At 54.9% G+C, this 16,379-nt stretch carries 17 protein-coding genes and 2 pseudogenes; 9 read left to right on the plus strand and 10 right to left on the minus strand.

The window, feature by feature from the left end; genetic code table 11:
• Window positions 1–62: 62 nt before the first annotated feature.
• Entirely contained in the window at window positions 63–356 is a 294-nt protein-coding gene (locus tag Q1K07_RS18220) for a co-chaperone GroES (protein ID WP_149285210.1), read from the minus strand.
• 281 nt (window positions 357–637) lie between these two features.
• Window positions 638–1,198 (minus strand): FxsA family protein, encoded by a 561-nt coding sequence (locus tag Q1K07_RS18225; RefSeq protein ID WP_300314330.1) that lies wholly within the window; start codon window positions 1,196–1,198, stop codon window positions 638–640.
• 351 nt (window positions 1,199–1,549) lie between these two features.
• Between Q1K07_RS18225 and Q1K07_RS18230 the strand changes: the two genes are divergently transcribed.
• Window positions 1,550–2,311: an SDR family oxidoreductase gene (locus Q1K07_RS18230; protein WP_300314333.1), complete on the plus strand. Its 762-nt coding sequence runs from the start codon at window positions 1,550–1,552 to the stop codon at window positions 2,309–2,311.
• 223 nt (window positions 2,312–2,534) lie between these two features.
• Here the strand turns inward: Q1K07_RS18230 and Q1K07_RS18235 are convergent, their stop codons facing one another.
• On the minus strand, window positions 2,535–2,864 hold the full coding sequence (locus tag Q1K07_RS18235) for a ComEA family DNA-binding protein (RefSeq protein WP_300314336.1): 330 nt from the start codon (window positions 2,862–2,864) through the stop codon (window positions 2,535–2,537).
• Between the two features lie 236 nt (window positions 2,865–3,100).
• Between Q1K07_RS18235 and pyrF the strand changes: the two genes are divergently transcribed.
• The gene (gene pyrF, locus Q1K07_RS18240) at window positions 3,101–3,805 is read left to right on the plus strand and encodes an orotidine-5'-phosphate decarboxylase (protein WP_300314339.1); all 705 of its coding nucleotides are present in this window, start codon (window positions 3,101–3,103) and stop codon (window positions 3,803–3,805) included.
• 2 nt (window positions 3,806–3,807) lie between these two features.
• Here the strand turns inward: pyrF and lapB are convergent, their stop codons facing one another.
• The 3 genes from lapB to Q1K07_RS18255 form a co-directional block, all read right to left on the minus strand.
• Entirely contained in the window at window positions 3,808–4,992 is a 1,185-nt protein-coding gene (lapB, locus tag Q1K07_RS18245) for a lipopolysaccharide assembly protein LapB (protein WP_300314342.1), read from the minus strand.
• A complete protein-coding gene (locus tag Q1K07_RS18250) occupies window positions 4,993–5,298 on the minus strand; it encodes a lipopolysaccharide assembly LapA domain-containing protein (protein ID WP_300314344.1) in 306 nt (101 codons plus the stop codon). It lies immediately after the preceding gene.
• A 108-nt stretch (window positions 5,299–5,406) separates the two neighbouring features.
• Window positions 5,407–5,703: an integration host factor subunit beta gene (locus Q1K07_RS18255; RefSeq protein WP_149285201.1), complete on the minus strand. Its 297-nt coding sequence runs from the start codon at window positions 5,701–5,703 to the stop codon at window positions 5,407–5,409.
• A 224-nt stretch (window positions 5,704–5,927) separates the two neighbouring features.
• Between Q1K07_RS18255 and Q1K07_RS18260 the strand changes: the two genes are divergently transcribed.
• Window positions 5,928–6,245, plus strand: coding sequence for a succinate dehydrogenase assembly factor 2 (locus tag Q1K07_RS18260; protein ID WP_149285200.1), 318 nt, complete (start codon window positions 5,928–5,930; stop codon window positions 6,243–6,245).
• Between the two features lie 58 nt (window positions 6,246–6,303).
• Window positions 6,304–6,705, plus strand: coding sequence for a hypothetical protein (locus tag Q1K07_RS18265; RefSeq protein ID WP_300314349.1), 402 nt, complete (start codon window positions 6,304–6,306; stop codon window positions 6,703–6,705).
• An 11-nt stretch (window positions 6,706–6,716) separates the two neighbouring features.
• Here Q1K07_RS18265 and dinB read toward each other — a convergent pair whose 3' ends face one another.
• Both dinB and lexA read right to left on the minus strand, forming a co-directional pair.
• Window positions 6,717–7,775, minus strand: coding sequence for a DNA polymerase IV (dinB, locus tag Q1K07_RS18270; RefSeq protein WP_300314352.1), 1,059 nt, complete (start codon window positions 7,773–7,775; stop codon window positions 6,717–6,719).
• Window positions 7,776–7,801: 26 nt separating this feature from the next.
• Entirely contained in the window at window positions 7,802–8,467 is a 666-nt protein-coding gene (gene lexA / locus Q1K07_RS18275) for a transcriptional repressor LexA (protein WP_300314355.1), read from the minus strand.
• A 281-nt stretch (window positions 8,468–8,748) separates the two neighbouring features.
• Between lexA and Q1K07_RS18280 the strand changes: the two genes are divergently transcribed.
• Together Q1K07_RS18280 and Q1K07_RS18285 are read left to right on the plus strand one after the other, a co-directional pair.
• Entirely contained in the window at window positions 8,749–9,438 is a 690-nt protein-coding gene (locus Q1K07_RS18280; protein ID WP_300314358.1) for a TetR/AcrR family transcriptional regulator, read from the plus strand.
• Window positions 9,438–9,956 carry a L,D-transpeptidase gene (locus tag Q1K07_RS18285; RefSeq protein ID WP_300314361.1) on the plus strand — a complete coding sequence of 173 codons (519 nt, stop codon included), beginning with the start codon at window positions 9,438–9,440 and terminating at the stop codon, window positions 9,954–9,956. The genes Q1K07_RS18280 and Q1K07_RS18285 overlap by 1 nt, the downstream gene beginning before the upstream one ends.
• A gap of 207 nt (window positions 9,957–10,163) precedes the next feature.
• Here Q1K07_RS18285 and Q1K07_RS18290 read toward each other — a convergent pair whose 3' ends face one another.
• A complete protein-coding gene (locus tag Q1K07_RS18290) occupies window positions 10,164–11,372 on the minus strand; it encodes a type II secretion system F family protein (RefSeq protein ID WP_300314364.1) in 1,209 nt (402 codons plus the stop codon).
• A gap of 2 nt (window positions 11,373–11,374) precedes the next feature.
• Window positions 11,375–12,541, minus strand: a pseudogene (locus tag Q1K07_RS18295) (ATPase, T2SS/T4P/T4SS family); the annotation flags it as partial.
• A 429-nt stretch (window positions 12,542–12,970) separates the two neighbouring features.
• Here Q1K07_RS18295 and Q1K07_RS18300 point away from each other — a divergent pair.
• From Q1K07_RS18300 to Q1K07_RS18310, 3 genes and pseudogenes are all read left to right on the plus strand, one after another.
• A pseudogene (locus Q1K07_RS18300) lies at window positions 12,971–13,114 on the plus strand (prepilin-type N-terminal cleavage/methylation domain-containing protein); the annotation flags it as partial.
• A gap of 994 nt (window positions 13,115–14,108) precedes the next feature.
• On the plus strand, window positions 14,109–15,875 hold the full coding sequence (locus tag Q1K07_RS18305) for an SLC13 family permease (protein WP_300314367.1): 1,767 nt from the start codon (window positions 14,109–14,111) through the stop codon (window positions 15,873–15,875).
• Between the two features lie 123 nt (window positions 15,876–15,998).
• The coding region (locus tag Q1K07_RS18310; RefSeq protein WP_300314370.1) for a phosphoadenosine phosphosulfate reductase family protein at window positions 15,999–16,379 on the plus strand (381 nt) is incomplete at its 3' end.

Consider the following 16,379-nt stretch of genomic DNA (forward strand, 5'->3'; position numbering starts at 1 on the left):
ACAGTGAACGTTGTGAAGGGCTCGGCTGACGGGGCGGCTTGAAAAGCATTGCCCCTGAGGCCTTAGCCTTCTACGACTGCCAGAATGTCGGACTCGCTCATGATCAGGACTTCTTCGCCATCGACCTTCTGCTTTTCGACGCCGAAGCCATCCTTGAAGATCACGGTGTCACCAACTTTGACGTCCAGAGGGCGAACATCGCCGCTGTCGAGAATCCGGCCGTTACCGACGGCGAGAACCTCACCACGAGTCGGCTTTTCCTGGGCGCTGCCCGGAAGCACGATGCCGCCTGCGGTCTTCTGTTCTTCTTCAACGCGACGGATGATGACGCGATCGTGCAAGGGACGGATGTTCATTGCTCACGTTCTCCTGATGGTTTTGCTTGACCGGGGCAATCCGCCCACGGTGGTTTCGTTGTCAACTCTCGTCGGAGCCGGACGCGAGGGCCGGTCTCGCCGAGAGGAGAGGGCTCGAAGCCCTCCTGGTTAAAGGCAAAACCCTTGGTGGGGCTCGCCAAATCTTGGTACTGACAGGTAAGTGGGGCTGCTCAAGAGGCTTTCAAGGGGGACGGCAAAAATTTTTTTACTTTGTCGTTGCCGATGCTGCCGATCACTCCTGTCCTATCACTTGCAGCGAATCAGTAGCGGCGCTCGTTCTTGCCAATAAACTCACCTTCCAGTGGCTCATCGGATGTCTTGTCAGAGCTTTGTTGCGAGTGCTGGTATTGAGCATCCTGCTGCTCTGTGTATTCGCTATCAGCGGTATGGTTTCGCTGGTTCACTGTATCGTCCCAGCTGGATGATGTGTCCGTGCGGCCATTAAAGCTGCCCCCGACATGAAACCCCTGGGTGCGGATGCCGATTTTGGCCAGTAGCTTGCCCAGGAGGCGGCGGGCATTGGGAATCAGGCACATGAAACCCAAGGCGTCGGAGAGGAAGCCCGGCGCCATCAACAAGGCGCCACCAAAGATCAGTGCAGCGCCGGTCAGCAGTTCTGAAGACGGTATTTCACCCCGTGACATGCGCTCCTGGGCGCGGACAAAGGTGGCGACGCCTTCCTTGCGGATCAGGTGCAGGCCGATAAAGCCAGTGGCCAGTACCAGACCGATGGTAGGCAACAGGCCAATCTGGCTGCCTACGGAAAACAGTACGGTGAAGTCCAGCAAGGCGAAGATAGTGAAGGCAATAAGAAAGGGCATGATTGCTCCGCTTTGGATCCTGAGGTCTCTTACATTGGGGTGTCGGGCAGCTTTCTCAAGGATGATCTCAAGAGCTTTCTCTAGTTTCGACCTATTCCTCCCGTGGGTGTTACCAAACTATGCTTAACCAGCCATGTTCTGCTGTATCCATCGCTGACCTTTCCACCATGACAGTGACTTTCTTGTCATGCGCTATGGTGCAGTGCACTATCGAGAAGGTATATCTGAGGGTATATCGATAGAAGAACATGTTCAGAGAAACGCCATGTTTATGGATATGCCGTATACAAAGAAAATCACGGACATGGAAAGCCATGTTCAAGGGATACTATTGCAGCGGGAGGGTTGCCCATGAAGCTTGATGATGCGCTCATCGCGATTACCGGTGGTGCACGTGGTCTGGGATTTGCCATGGCTCGACGCTTGGGAAACCAAGGTGCTCGTCTGGCTTTGATCGATACGGATGGCGACCAGCTCGATAAGGCAGTGTCTTCATTATATGAGGAAGGCATCACTGCCCAAGCCTTTGTCGCCAATGTCGCCGATGAAGCCTCCGTCTCCCAGGCTTTTGCGGATATACGAAGTTCCATGGGGTCCTTGGATGGCCTGGTCAACAATGCAGGGATTCTGCGTGATGGCCTGTTGGTAAAGGCGAAGGATGGCAAGGTGGAGCGCACGCTCGGCCTTGATGAATGGCAGGCTGTGATCGATGTCAATCTGACGGGTGTCTTTCTCTGTGGTCGTGCTGCTGCCGCTGCCATGGTCGAAGATGATCGCCGGGGTGTCATCGTCAATATTTCCAGCATTTCTCGTGCGGGGAACATGGGGCAGAGCAATTATGCAGCAGCCAAGGCTGGGGTGGCGGCCTTGACGGTTACCTGGGGCAAGGAATTGGCGCGTTATGGCATTCGTGTCGGGGCGGTGGCGCCAGGTTTCATTGAGACTGAGATGACGGCATCGATGCGTGAGGATATGCTCGACAAGCTGACGCAGGGGGTTCCACTCAAGCGCCTGGGCGACCCGCAGGAGATTGCTGAGTCAGTGGCGTTCATTTTCACGAATGACTATTTCACGGCGCGGGTGATCGAGGTCGATGGTGGCCTGCGTTTGTAATGATGTCTGTTGTGCTTGCACATGATGCGGCAGGCAACATGCGAGAGCTCCTCACGACACCGAGGAAAGGTGTCGTGAGGGAGGTGTTGTTAACAGATCTGCTGTTAGAGAGATGTTGTTAAGGCAGATGTTGTTAAGACAGGTGTTGTTAAGACAGATAGTGGAAAGTGCAGTAGTGCAGTAGTGCAGTAGAGGAAAAGTATGGCGAGAAAGGTGCGACAAGCTAGTTGGCGTTGCTGAAGCGGATTTCATCCGTCAGTCGTGCCACGGTGTTCTGGCCGATGCCTTTGACGCGGGTCAGGTCTTCCAGATCTTTGTACGGGCCATTGGCTTCACGTTCAGCAATGATGGCGTCGGCCTTGCTCGGTCCAATCCCCGGGAGTTCTGCCAGCAACTCAGCGCTGGCTTCATTGATATTGATAGGCTCGACCTTCAATCCATCCTCGGCCAGTGCAGGAAGACTACATGCCAACCATAGCGCTGCTGTCAGAGTGGCCAACCAATGTTTGCCTGAGCGATATGCATGGACGGGACTTGCTGAAAATTTGGTCATGGATTCCAACTCCTTGGTATCCCCGAGTAGAGGGAGCTCAAAAGAAAGACAATGGATTGATCAAAGCACCTTCACGGCACTCGCTTATAACCTACCGTCTTGTGTTCATGACCATGTATCGCGGATCGCTTAAACCTCGGTAAGCGATCAAAGGCTCTTGCATGTCGCCCTCGGGGGCTGCAGCTGACGTCATGGCTGATATACTGCCTCGATTCGAACATCTCCCGGAGCCGTGCATGACGACTACATCTCCCCTGATCATCGCTCTCGACTATCCTTCCCTGGATGCTGCCCTATGCATGGCGGATCGTCTGGATCCTGCGCGCTGCCGCCTGAAGGTGGGCAAGGAACTGTTCACGCGCAGTGGCCCGGATGTGCTGGACGCGTTGCATGGGCGTGGCTTCGAGGTGTTTCTGGATCTCAAGTTCCACGATATTCCCAACACTGTGGCTGGTGCTGTTCAGGCCGCGGCGGAGCAGGGAGTATGGATGGTCAATGTGCATGCCTGTGGTGGCGAGCGAATGATGGCGGCTGCGCGAGAGCGCCTTGAGCAACATGGCCTCAAGACGCTTCTGATTGCTGTCACTGTACTTACCAGCATGACGCAGGATGAGCTGAATGGTACAGGGGTTGAGGGCGCGCTTGATGCGCAGGTCGAGCGTCTGGCACGCCTGGCTCAGAACTGTGGCCTGGATGGCATCGTGTGCTCTGCGAGGGAAGCTGCCATGCTCAAGACGGCCTGCGGGGCAGATTTCCTCAAGGTGACACCGGGTATTCGTCCGAGTTTCGCTCAGGCAGGAGACCAGCGGCGCATCATGACACCACTGGAGGCAATGCAGGCAGGGAGTACCCATTTGGTCGTCGGACGTCCGGTGACTCAGGCAGAGGATCCGATGGTCGCGCTTGCTGCTATTGAACAGGAACTGCTGGGGGAGGCGTAAGCCTATTCCCCTTCGATACCGGTGATTGGCTTGGTTGCACCCCAGGTGCGGCAGCGAGGGCACTGCCAGTGCAGGTGATCACCGGTAAATCCACAACGGCCACAGCGGTGGCGAGGCAAGGCCTTGATCAGGGTATGAGTATGCTGGCGCAGTAACTCGATGCGCTCGTCATGGCCATCGTTGCTCGATTCCTGATAAAGCCCTATCAGGTAATCCACCCCGCCCAGGCTGGGCTCTCGGTTCAATTGGGCTGTCACCAGGGCGATGGCTTCATCATCGTTGCCACGCTGGTGGCGCAGTGTCTGAGCCAGCAGAATGATGACGCTGGTATAAGGTGCATGATCGAGCAGCCGATAGAGATGGGCGATGAGGCCTTCAGCATCGTCGAGCAAAAGGTAATTGCGTTCCAGCGGTTCAAGCAGGGTGGGGATGAAGCCCCGGTCCTGCTGTGGAATGAGGTCAAGATACTTGATGGCTTGACGATACTGGCCGGTATCATGCTGCAGTTCGGCCTTGATCAGGTTGGCACGTACGCAGCGGTCATCTATGGATAACGCTTGCTTGAGGTGCTTGCGCGCTAAACCATGGCCAGCAGAGCGGCGCTCCTGTTCGGCCAGTTCACATAGCCAGTGGGCGGCAGCGCGGCGCAGGTCTTCATGCTGGCGAGTCAGATGGGGTACGGCGACATCCAACGCCTGCTGCCATTCGCCTTCGCGCTCGAACAGGTCTGCGAGCAGGCGTTTTGCATGATGTTGAGTTTCGCTGGAAGGCTCTTCGCGAATCAGTCCATGAAGAATGCGCTCGGCTCGATCGAGCAGACCAAGATGCAAGAAGTCCCGTGATAGCTCCAGCTGTACACGAGCACTCTGCTGGTTGTCGAGAAAAGGGCGGGCCAGAAGGTTCTGATGGATCTTGACGGCACGATCAGCTTCGCCCCGGGAGCGGAACAGGTTGCCCAGGGTGACATGGGTCTCGATGGTATCGCTATTGACTTCCAGGGCGGAGATGAACGTTTCAATGGCTTGATCCTGCTGGTCATTGAGCAGGTAGTTCAAGCCAACAAAATAATCTCTGGACAACGTAGGAGAGGAGGTTGTCCTCTCCTTGCGTTGGCGCTCGCGTCGACCTAGGCCCCAGCCAATGGCCAGGGCAACAATCAGCAGACCTAGCAGCAGAAGATCGGGCATTCAGGGGAGTTCCTTCATCTCCTGGATGCGGAGTCGATCAAGCTCCTTGCGCTGTTGTTGATTGTGGCGCTGGGCTCGGGTAAGCAGTGCGCGCAGACGAAGATAGACGCCACTCATGGCAAGCATGCCAAGCAGTACGCCGACAGCCAGAGACGCCAATAACCAGAAAGACAAGGATGCTTCGGGGAGCTCGGTCCAGATCAGGTTGAGCGGCACTGCCTGCTGGTTGTTTGTCGCAAAGAGGATGCCGACGAGCAGTACCAGCAGCAGAATAATGGCCATGATCAAGCCTTTGAGCCAACGCATGTGCGAGTTCCCCAATCAGTAAAGACGCAAGATGAGCGCGAAAAAATATGAAATCGATAAGCTACGCTAACCCGGGTCGGGCCAACCGGGCACCAATGTCTTAATGCATCAGTACCCCAAGGCTCGGCTGGCGTCTACCTGCTCGCGAAGCTCTTTGCCTGGCTTGAAGTGTGGCACGAATTTACCATCCAATGCGACCGATTCTCCGGTCTTGGGATTGCGGCCGACCCGAGGCTCCCGGTAATGCAGAGAAAAACTTCCGAAGCCACGAATTTCGACGCGCCCGCCCTGGGCGAGAGTCTCGGTAATATCATCCAGAATGAGGCGTACGGCTGCCTCGACGTCTTTGATCGACAACTCCGGTTGTCGCATAGCGATCTGCTCTATCAGTTCGGACTTGGTCATCGGTCTTCTCCGTGAGTCCCGCCTGGTTGACGAGCGCTGTCCCAGCGTCGTTGTTTTTTTAGATAGCATACTTTTCAAGTCTAGATAAAACAACGTACTAGGACAGGATTCAACATACGACGATCATACAGCACATAAACACTCTGTTAATGGCTGCCAAATATCCTCGGCCAATACGTGGTGACATGCATCAGGTATACTGGCGCCATACTCTAGGATTTTCGATGAGGTATCCCGTGGAGCAACAATCTTCACCCGTGGCTTCGAGTGCCGAGGCTGAGCGAAAGCGACTGCATTGGCACTCTCGCCGTGGCATGTGGGAGCTGGATTTGCTTCTGCTGCCATTCCTGGAGCACCGCTATGACGACCTTTCTGAAGACGACAAGGCTGCTTATCGTGCTCTGATCACTGAAGAGGATCAGGACCTCTTTGTATGGCTCATGCGTCGTGAGTGGCCTGAAGAACCTGTGAAGCGGCGTATTGTGCAGATGATCGTCGACTATGCCGAGAACAGTTCTAACGGTCACAATCGAGGCCTCTGACCGCCAGCACCTTGCTCATGGTGCCCTGGTGACGGTTGTCACGCTGTTGATTGGTGCCATGACGTCTTTGCTCTTGGGTGCTGTTGCTGCAGTTGTTGGTGCGGGCCTGCTCATCTCTTCCTATCGGCAAGCTTCGATAGGGGAGCTGCGTTGTCTGGCTGATAGTGACCCTGGCGATGGCGTTCAAGGTGTCGACGGCTGCAGCAGGGCAGATGAACCTTCAGGCAAGGCGCAGGCAGCTCCTGGACTCGTTCAGTGGCAATGGCGTCCTCGAGGGCAGGGGGATTGGCATGCCATTTCTCTTCGCCATGTGGCTATTGGCGGGCGGCTCATCGGATTGCATTGCCAACGGCGTACGTTATGGATCTGGCCAGACTCCATGCCAGCTGAGCAGCATCATGCGTTGAGGCGATTGTTGTTGGGAGTGCCGCTTGGTATAGCCGAGGGGCGGGTGGAATAGTGAGTGCAAAACTACAATGGCAGCGATAGCTGTTGCCGTGCTTCTTCTGGAAGCAGCCTGACACCAATGCCTAGCAGGCGCACTGGACGCTTTCCTCGTGCCCAGGCCTGGTCGGCCAGTTGATGATAGTTGTCCAGGCTTGGCTCCATGCCTCGCGCATCCATGGTGGTCGTTGAGAAGTTATTGAAACGAACCTTGATGAACAGGCTAGATAGGCCGTGCTGGTCGTATCGGGTAATGCGTGTTTCAAGTTTTTCGTGCAGCGGGGCAAGAGCGGCGTGGACGTGATCCAGCGTCGGGAGGTCATGATCAAATGTGGTTTCGACACTGATGGACTTGCGCTCATGTGCCACTTGCACGGGGCGTTCGTCGATGCCTCGTGACAGCTCGAACAGACGCTTGCCGAACTTGCCGAATTCCTGAAGTAGCTGTTCGATGGGTAGAGCGCGAAGATCGTTGCAGGTTTCAATTCCCATGGCTGCCAGTCTGGCGCTGGTGGCAGGCCCAACACCGTGCAACTTTTTCACCGGTAGAGCCTTGATGAAGCCATCAACCTGCTCGGGAGAAATGACTGTCAGTCCATCGGGTTTTTCCCAATCGCTGGCTACCTTGGCCAGAAATTTCGATGGTGCGGCGCCTACCGAAACAACAATGCCTGTACGCGACAGGCATTCTTTCTTCAGCCACTGCGCCATCCATGTTGCACTGCCTTGAAAGCCATCGACATCGCTGACATCCAGGTAGGCCTCGTCCAATGAGAGAGGCTCTACCAGCGGTGTCAGCTCATGGAAGATCGCCTGGATCTGCCGGGATACTTTGCGGTACTTGTCAAAATCTGGCGGCACCAGCAACAAGTCCGGGCATAACCGCAATGCGCGGGCAGTTGGCATGGCTGAATGAACGCCAAACTTGCGCGCAGGATAGTTGCAAGTGGTAATGACACCTCGGCGTTCCGCAGAAATGCCAACGGCAAGGGGGATATCGCGCCATTGTGGGTTATCGAGCATTTCCACTGCTGCATAAAAGCAATCGCAATCAGCATGCAGAATCTTGCGCACCGAAGACGTCATGACAGGTACCGGCTATAGAAAAGTGTTCAACCCAGAGCCTGGCCGTTACCCCCTCGAATCACGCCGACCCCTATGCCCTCAATTTCCAGATGATCCCGGTGCAAGTCCAGCTCAATCGGGGCGAAGTCTTCATTCTCTGCCTGCAGCGTGACGTGATGGCCATCACGATGAAAGCGCTTGACGGTGACATCGTCTTCCAGGCGGGCAACCACAATCTGGCCATTGCGGATGCGATCCGTGCGATGTACTGCCAGCAGATCTCCCTCAAGAATGCCGACATCCTTCATCGACAAGCCGCGCACACGCAACAGGTAATCGGCCCGGGGCGTAAAGTACTCTGGAGGTAGCGGGCAATAGCGGTCGATATGCTCTGCTGCCAGGATAGGGCTGCCAGCAGCAACTTCGCCAATGATCGGTAGGCCTTGAGAAGACGGGGGCTCTGGCTGAGTCAGTTGCGATGGGGTGGTTTCAGCCTCCTGGGCAGGTAGGCGTATACCTCGCGAAGTACCACGAATGACACGAATGGCACCTTTGCGCTCCAGAGCGCGCAAATGCTCTTCTGCTGCATTGGGTGAACGGAATCCCAGTGCTCGGGAAATTTCGGCACGGGTGGGAGGGTAACCAAGCTCGTTCATGGTCTTGACGATGAAGTCATAGACATTCTGCTGGCGAGGAGTCAGGGGTCGTGTCATTCGGCCTCCCACAGGCATTTGCTCAGATGGCGACGAAGCGGGTTTAGATGGCAATCAAGCTATTTTGGACGACAATGAAGCATGGGGTTGGTTAAGTATACAGTATGGATGCTTGTCCAGTAAAAAAGTTCCTGCCATTTGCTCGATCGACACTGTTTCAAACGCAAATGATGATTGGGGCATTGAGACGATGCAGGGGCTCGCTTACACTCAGCGCATAATTAAAACAATTGTTTCCAACTGTGGAAACGCTATCTCGTGTCCTGACCACGGAGCCCCACATGGCCCAGACTGATACCGTGACCCGTATCTTGGATACTGCAGAGGTCCTCTTTGCTGAACGAGGCTTCGCGGAAACGTCACTGCGCAACATTACTGGCAAGGCCAAGGTCAACCTGGCTGCCGTGAACTACCATTTTGGCTCCAAGAAAGCCTTGATTCAGGCTGTCTTTGCCCGCTATCTCGATCCTTTTTCCGAACGCTTTCATAATGCTATCGATGAGTTGGAAGCCACCTACGGTGAAAAGGTCATTCCTCTCGAAGTGCTGTTGGAAACCATGGCACGCACTGTCCTGGAAGTCCCGGCAGAGCGGCATAGTCTGAAAGTGTTCATGCGGCTTCTCGGACTTGCATACAGCCAGGCCCAAGGGCATCTGAGGCGATATATTCAGGAGCAATATGGCACAGTATTCACGCGTTTCGTGGAGCTCGTGCGTCAAGCCACCCCAGAATTGCCTGATGCAGAGCGGTTCTGGCGCCTGCACTTTGTGCTTGGCACCGTGATCTTTACCTTCTCTGGACTTGATGCGCTGCGGGACATTTCCGAAAAGGACTATGGTGAACATGTTTCGGTGCGTAATCTGGTCAAGCGCCTGCGCCCTGTTGTGGTAGCTGCAATGCAGGCGCCTTTGCCTGATTTGGATGGGCAGGATACCGACAAGACGGTAACTGTTCTGACGGGAGCGGGTTGATGGTCACTCCACTGCTTGCAGAATTACCGCCAGAGAATGGTGTCTGGGTGGAGGTGGATACCAATAACCAGACCATGACGGTATGGCACGGTGATACCCAGGCTTGGCATTGTCTGGTATCCACTGCAGCCAATGGTGCTGGCCAGCGAGAAGGTAGTGGCCAGACACCATTGGGATGGCATGTGATTCGTGCGGCCATAGGGGCAGAGCAGCCAGTGGGGGCTGTCTTTCGTGGCAGGCGTCCTACTGGCGAGGTCTATGATGATGCGCTTGGCGAGGCCTATCCAGAGCGGGACTGGATACTGACAAGAATTCTCTGGCTGTCAGGGCTGGAGCGGGATTACAACCGCGGTGGTCGTGTCGATTCGCAGCGCCGTTACATCTATATTCACGGTACTCCACCAGATAAACCCATGGGAGAGGCCGATTCCCACGGCTGCATCAGGATGCGTGATGAAACCTTGCTTCGCTTGTTTGATGAAGCCCCCCCCGGCACTCCGGTGTGGATACATGACTAAGTCTATGAAGTAATGGCTAAGTCTGATGAGTTAATGACTAAGCCCGATGGAGAAATGCTTCCTTAAGCAAACGCTGTATAAATGTCGGAGGATGAAAGGCTGGTTGCCGCCCGAGCGGAAAGACCGCAGTTTACAAGGGGGTAAATGAGGATCTTGAGCACCGCCGGCAACCAGAATATCGAGCGCAGCAATTTATTCAGTGTTTCTTTAAAGAACGCTTCCTAGTTCAAAGATGGGCAGATACATCGACATCACCAACCCTCCTGTCACGATGCCCAATACCAGGATGACCATGGGTTCCAGCAGGGATGTCAGGGTATCGACTCGCCTTTCGACTTCGTCTTCGTAGTAAGTGGCAACCTGCGAGAGCATTGCCTCCAGGGCGCCGGCTTCTTCCCCGATTTTGATCATCTGTATGGCAAGGGCCGGAAACTGCCCGCTGTGATGCATGGCAACGTGGAGTGAGTGTCCACTGGCAAGCTCGTCACGCATGTCTTGAATAGCGGCATGCAGAAGAGGGTTACCCGTTGATCCGGCGGCAATGGCCAGACCATCCAGAAGCGGCACTCCCGAGCCATAGGTGGTGGCGAGAGTGCGGCTGAAGCGTGCTATGGCAGAGTGTTCCAGAACCTTGCCGAGTATCGGGATGCGCAAGACCATGCGGCTCATGAGTGAATGTATTGCAGTTGAACGCTGCATTGCCAAGCGCATGAGCCAAGATGATGCGACAAGAATCCCCAGGGCTAGTCCACCATGCTGCTGAGTCAGGTCTGACAACCGTAGTGTCATCTGTGTCAGGGGAGGGAGCGTGGCTCCGAATCCGGTGAACATGTCTTCGAACTTGGGGATGACCACGACCAACAGGATGAAAGTGACAATCAGGCCGATGGCAATGACACTTAATGGATACCACATGGCTTTCTTGACTTTCTGCTTGAGTGCCTCGTGTTTTTCCTGGTATGTGGCGAGGCGGTCGAGCATGCTGTCCAGGGTTCCAGCAAGTTCGCCTGCTTCGATCATGCTGATATAGAGAGTATCGAATTGTCGGGGATGGCGTGCCAGAGCTTCGGAAAGACTTGCACCATGGCTGACATCAGCAATCAGCTTTTGCAGCATGGCGCGCATGCTTGGCTTGACCAGACTGTGGGCAATTACCTCCAGAGCCTGGAGAATGGGAACGCGGGATTTCAGTAGTGTTTCCAGCTGGCGTGTGAAAAGTGTCAATTCCAGGGCGGTGATGCTTCTTTGGCCAAGACGCCAGTGTCTGCTATCAGTGCGGCGTATTGAAAGGGGCTTGATGCGCCGAGTTCGCAGCACTCTGAGCACGGAAGCCTTGGAAGATGCCTCGATTTCTCCACTCAGGTATCGGCCATCTGGACCACGGCCTTTCCACTGCCATCTGTTCACATGCTTCACGGTCAGCGTCCAGTTACGCGGCCGATTTCCAGCAGGCTGGTGACACCAGCCATGGCTAGCTGCAGGCCGTTGTGGTGAAGGTCAGGATATCCTTCCTTGCGTGCCTGATGGTGAAAATCGTCGGCGCTGCCGTGCTGAAGAATCAACTGACGCATGGCCTCACTGATGGGCACAACTTCGAACAAGCCTACGCGCCCACGGTATCCACCGGTACAACGAGAGCAGCCAGTGGGCTGGAATAGGCTTGCGCGGTCCAGCTCGGTGTCTGTCAGGCCGTGGTCACACAAGGCCTGGTGGGGAAGGGTGATGCTTTGCTTGCAGTGATCGCACAGGCGACGGACCAGGCGTTGGGCAATGATCAAGCTGACAGCGCTGGCGATATTGAAAGTAGCAATGCCCATGTTGGCCAAGCGTGACAGCGTGTCTGCAGCGGAGTTGGTATGCAGTGTAGAAAGGACCAGATGTCCGGTTTGGGCAGCTTTTATGGCAATTTCCGCCGTTTCGGTGTCGCGTACTTCTCCCAGCATCACGACATCAGGGTCCTGGCGCAGGAAGGCGCGAAGTGCACCAGCAAAATCCAGTCCGATACGCGGCTGAATATGGACCTGGTTGATTCCAGGCAGCTTTATTTCAACGGGGTCCTCGGCGGTGCAGATGTTGCGTTCGACTTGATTGAGCATATGGATGCCACTGTACAGGGTAACCGTCTTGCCGCTGCCAGTAGGCCCTGTGACCAGTACCATACCCTGGGGGCTGGAGAGCGCTTTTTCGAACAGGAGCTTTTGATCACTGGTGAAGCCCAGCTTATCAATACCGATCTGAACTGAAGAGACATCGAGCAGGCGGAGTACCAGCTTTTCGCCATTTACTGTGGGCAAGGAACTGACGCGGAAATCCATTTCCTGATGATGTTCTCCGGCAACCTTGATGGCTCCATCCTGAGGCAGGCGGCGCTCCGAAATATCCAGTCGGGCCATGACCTTCAGACGTGCCGCAATACGTGCTTTCAGATTGGCGGGTGGCTCTACCACCAAATGCAGAATACCGTCGATGCGGAAACGTATGCGGAAGCAGTCTTCGTAGGGTTCGAAATGGATATCCGAGGCTCCACGTCTGATGGCTTCACGCAGCAGGGTATTGATGAAATGTACGACTGGAGCATCATCTGTCTGGCTTGCCAGAGAGGTTTCTGAGGCTATCGCATCGGGCATGCTGCGATCATATTCAAGGCGAGTCAGGGCTTCACTGATACTCTGCTCTGGTGTGGGTAGCGTCGACTGAAGAGGATGAGGGGCTGTCGTTGACATGTGCGGTCCTTCGCATTTCCTGCGTCTGTGTTGTCATGTTTTCCTTCAGTCTAACTCCGACATGGCTATGCCGATGCTGCCAAAAAGCGATCTATATCAAGGGATTGCTCAGGTATGTCGAATCAGCGAAGTGCCATTCGGTAATGCCCTTTAATCTAGGAGAGGAGCCCCGATAGAAACAGCAACAACCCAATGGAAGGGGCATTGCCAAGGAGAAGGAAGATGTACCAGCAACAGATTTCATCTTTATCAGGCGGTATAGGGCAGGATATTGCTGAGCAAAACGCCAACATGAAGCGGGATCCGTCTGTCGATATCGAATGGCAGGACGCGAAAGGCTTGGGGGAGGCGGGCTTTACTCTGATCGAGTTGATGATTGTCGTGGCCATTATTGGCATTCTTGCCGCTATTGCTATTCCTCAGTATCAGAAATATCGCGAGAAAGCCGCAGTCAATGCTTGTCAGCAGGAGCTGGCAGCAGCCAGAACCTCTCTTGCACTCGATGGAACGCTGAGGGATTCGGGGATTACAGCCGGGGAGTTGGCTGGTGATTATGCCTGGAGCGCCTGCAATGGTGATAGCGTGGTCTATTCCGCTCCTACTCAATCCGAGCAGGGAGCGCTGACAGCGGAGCCCAAGGATTATGCTGGTGTGAGTACGTCCATTCGAATTCCCAGTACTTCTGATCTATGACCCTGGTCATTGTGCAGCTTACCCTGGCCAGCGCCTCGCTCGTGTAAGCGTGCTCTGAAGTGCCCAAGTCCAAATGGCTTCTGGGCAGCTATCCTTTCGTTAAGCATTATCCGCCTGCACGCATCTTCGCGTGCAGGCGTTTTTCATTAGGGTGCAAAGTATAAGTGAGCAGCGCTAGTAAAGTGCGGTTCAAGGAAATGTCGTCCGTAAGAAGCATCGTCCGAAGAGATGGCTCTCTATCAAGAGACGATGTGGACATTTCTAACCTGGTTCGAACATGCGCTTCATATAATATGCTTTTTCAGGCGAAAGGCGTTTTGCTCTGCAAAAAGGGGAAGTTTTGTAAGCGCGCACTTACATTTCTTATCTTTCGGTGTTATTCAACCATTTGATTTGTAAGGCACTATCCAATCATCATCATTCTGTTGCATATCACTTTTGTTGTATGCCTCGTTCGTCAAGAATACTTAGGACTCGTGGGTCGGAACCAGTCAGAATAGGTGTTTCTGCGTAGAGTAAGCCAAATGGCTAACGTAAAATGACGCCGCACCGCGCATTTGAGTGTAGAGAACGATTTGCGCACGACAATTTATGAACCTAGGGATTGGATGAGCCCGGTGAATCCATGGGCGGTAGCGTGCCTTGACGGCTGCCGGCCAGGCATTGGAAGCTTGGTCAATTGTTCCCCGAATGTATGGCAAGGAGGCCGCATGTCAATTGTCGGTAACAGTGCCGCATGACCTGGCAAGCGTTATTTTCATTATTCACGGTCGTTGCAGTACTCGGCGGCCTGGCATTTACCCGTATCGCTGCCGACGTCATCGTCATGGGAGCCCTGGCCACTCTGGTCATCATCGGTATCCTGACGCCGGGCGAAGCCCTGGGGGGCTTCTCCAATCCCGGTGTGATGACCATCGCTAGCCTCTATGTCGTGGCTGCCGGCCTCAAGGAAACGGGTGCCGTTCAATGGCTGGCCATGCGTGTACTCGGCCAACCAAAGACGCTGGGCATGGCATTGCTGCGGGTGCTGATCCCTACGTCCAGCCTTAGTGCCTTCATGAACAACACCACCGTGGTGGCAATGTTCATTCCTGCGATTCAGGATTGGGCCGCTCGTCTCAGGCATCCTCCTTCGAAATTGCTGCTTCCTCTCAGCTATGCTGCCATTCTTGGCGGTACCTGCACGCTGATCGGGACCAGTACTAATCTGGTGGTAGATGGCCTCCTGCAGAGTGAGCGAGGGGTGCATCTAGGCATGTTCGAGCTGGCCTGGGTTGGTATTCCTCTCGTCATCGTAGGTGGCGCCTTTCTGTATTTCTTCGCGGGTCGTTTGCTGCCTAACCGACAAGGCGTGCTCGAGCAGCTTGAGCAGGCGCGTGAATATTCGGTGGAGGTGCTGGTCGACCCAGATGGTCCCCTGGTAGGGAAAACCATCGCCGATGCGGGGCTGCGTAGCCTGGTTCATGGTTATCTGACGGATATCGAACGTCATTCGCGACTGCTGACAGCGGTGCCGCCGGATACGGAACTACAGGCAGGCGATATTCTCGTCTTCATTGGTGCCCCGGAATGTGCAAGGGAGCTGCGCCATATCAATGGCCTCAAACCTGCCGGTGGTGACGTGCACAAGCTGGATATTGCTCATCACCACCGCTGTCTGGTAGAGGCCGTGATTGGGCCGGACTTTACCGGGCTCAATCAAACCGTACGTGGGTCACGATTCCGCTCGCGCTACCAAGCGGTAATTCTATCGATCTCGCGTCAGGGGCGGCGTATTCCCGGCAAGGTCGGTGATATCAAGATCGAAGTCGGCGACACCCTGCTGCTGGAAACCGGCCAGGACTTTGTCGATCAATACCGCTACCGCAAGGACTTCCTGCTGGTCAGCGCGTTGAACGATTCGACGCCGCCGAACTTCGTCAAGGCCCCTTGGGCGCTTGGCATCCTCGGTGGCATGGTCGTAGCCAGTGCCACAGGCTTGCTGAGCATTCTCGAAGCCGCTTTGCTGGCCGCGGGAATGATGCTGGTATCGCGTTGTGTGCCCGCCAGCAAGGCTCGCCGTTACATCGATCTTTCTGTATTGGTAGTAATAGCGGCTTCCTTTGCCTTGGGAGCCGCCATGACCAAGACAGGGGCAGCAGTGTTGATTGCCGACACCATCATGTTGATCGATGGACTGTCCCCATGGATGGCACTTGTCTTGGTGTATTTGATGACGGTGCTGTTCACCGAGCTGATCACCAATAATGCTGCTGCCGTGTTGATGTTTCCCATTGCGGGGGCTGTAGCGAAAGGTCTCGGTGTTGACTACATGCCATTCACCATCGCCATCATGATTGCGGCTTCTGCCAGCTTCATGACACCGCTGGGTTATCAGACCAACCTGATGGTGTTGGGGCCTGGTGGCTATCGTTTCACCGATTATATGCGTTTGGGTGCTCCGCTTAGCCTGGTAGTCGGCGCAGTGGCGGTGACGATCATTCCTCTTGTCTGGCCGTTTTAAAACATTACTCAACCCTTCTTTATTGTGTGTGGTCAGCGTGATGAATATTGGACCGAGGCTCTGATATAAGCCCTGGTACTTCACGACTTGATCCGAACAGACTTGTTATTTCGGAATTTCAGTATGGAAATTACTCCAGAGCGTCAAACGCACCTCAAGCAGCTCGAAGCCGAGTCCATTCACATCATTCGTGAAGTGGCTGCCGAGTTCCGCAACCCGGTGATGATGTATTCCATCGGCAAGGATTCCTCGGTCATACTGCATCTGGCTCGCAAGGCCTTCTATCCGGGGACCCCGCCGTTCCCGCTGATGCACGTCAACACCACCTGGAAGTTCAAGGAGATGATCGAATTCCGTGACCGCATGGCCGACGAGGCCGGCATGGAATTGATCGAGCACATCAACCAGGAAGGTGTCGAGGCCAACATCAATCCCTTTGATCACGGCAGCGCCAAGTACACCGACATCATGAAGACCCAGGCGCTCAAGCAGGCCCTGGACAAG

The sequence above is a fragment of the Halomonas sp. genome (assembly GCF_029263665.1).
Taxonomy (GTDB): Bacteria; Pseudomonadota; Gammaproteobacteria; order Pseudomonadales; family Halomonadaceae; genus Halomonas.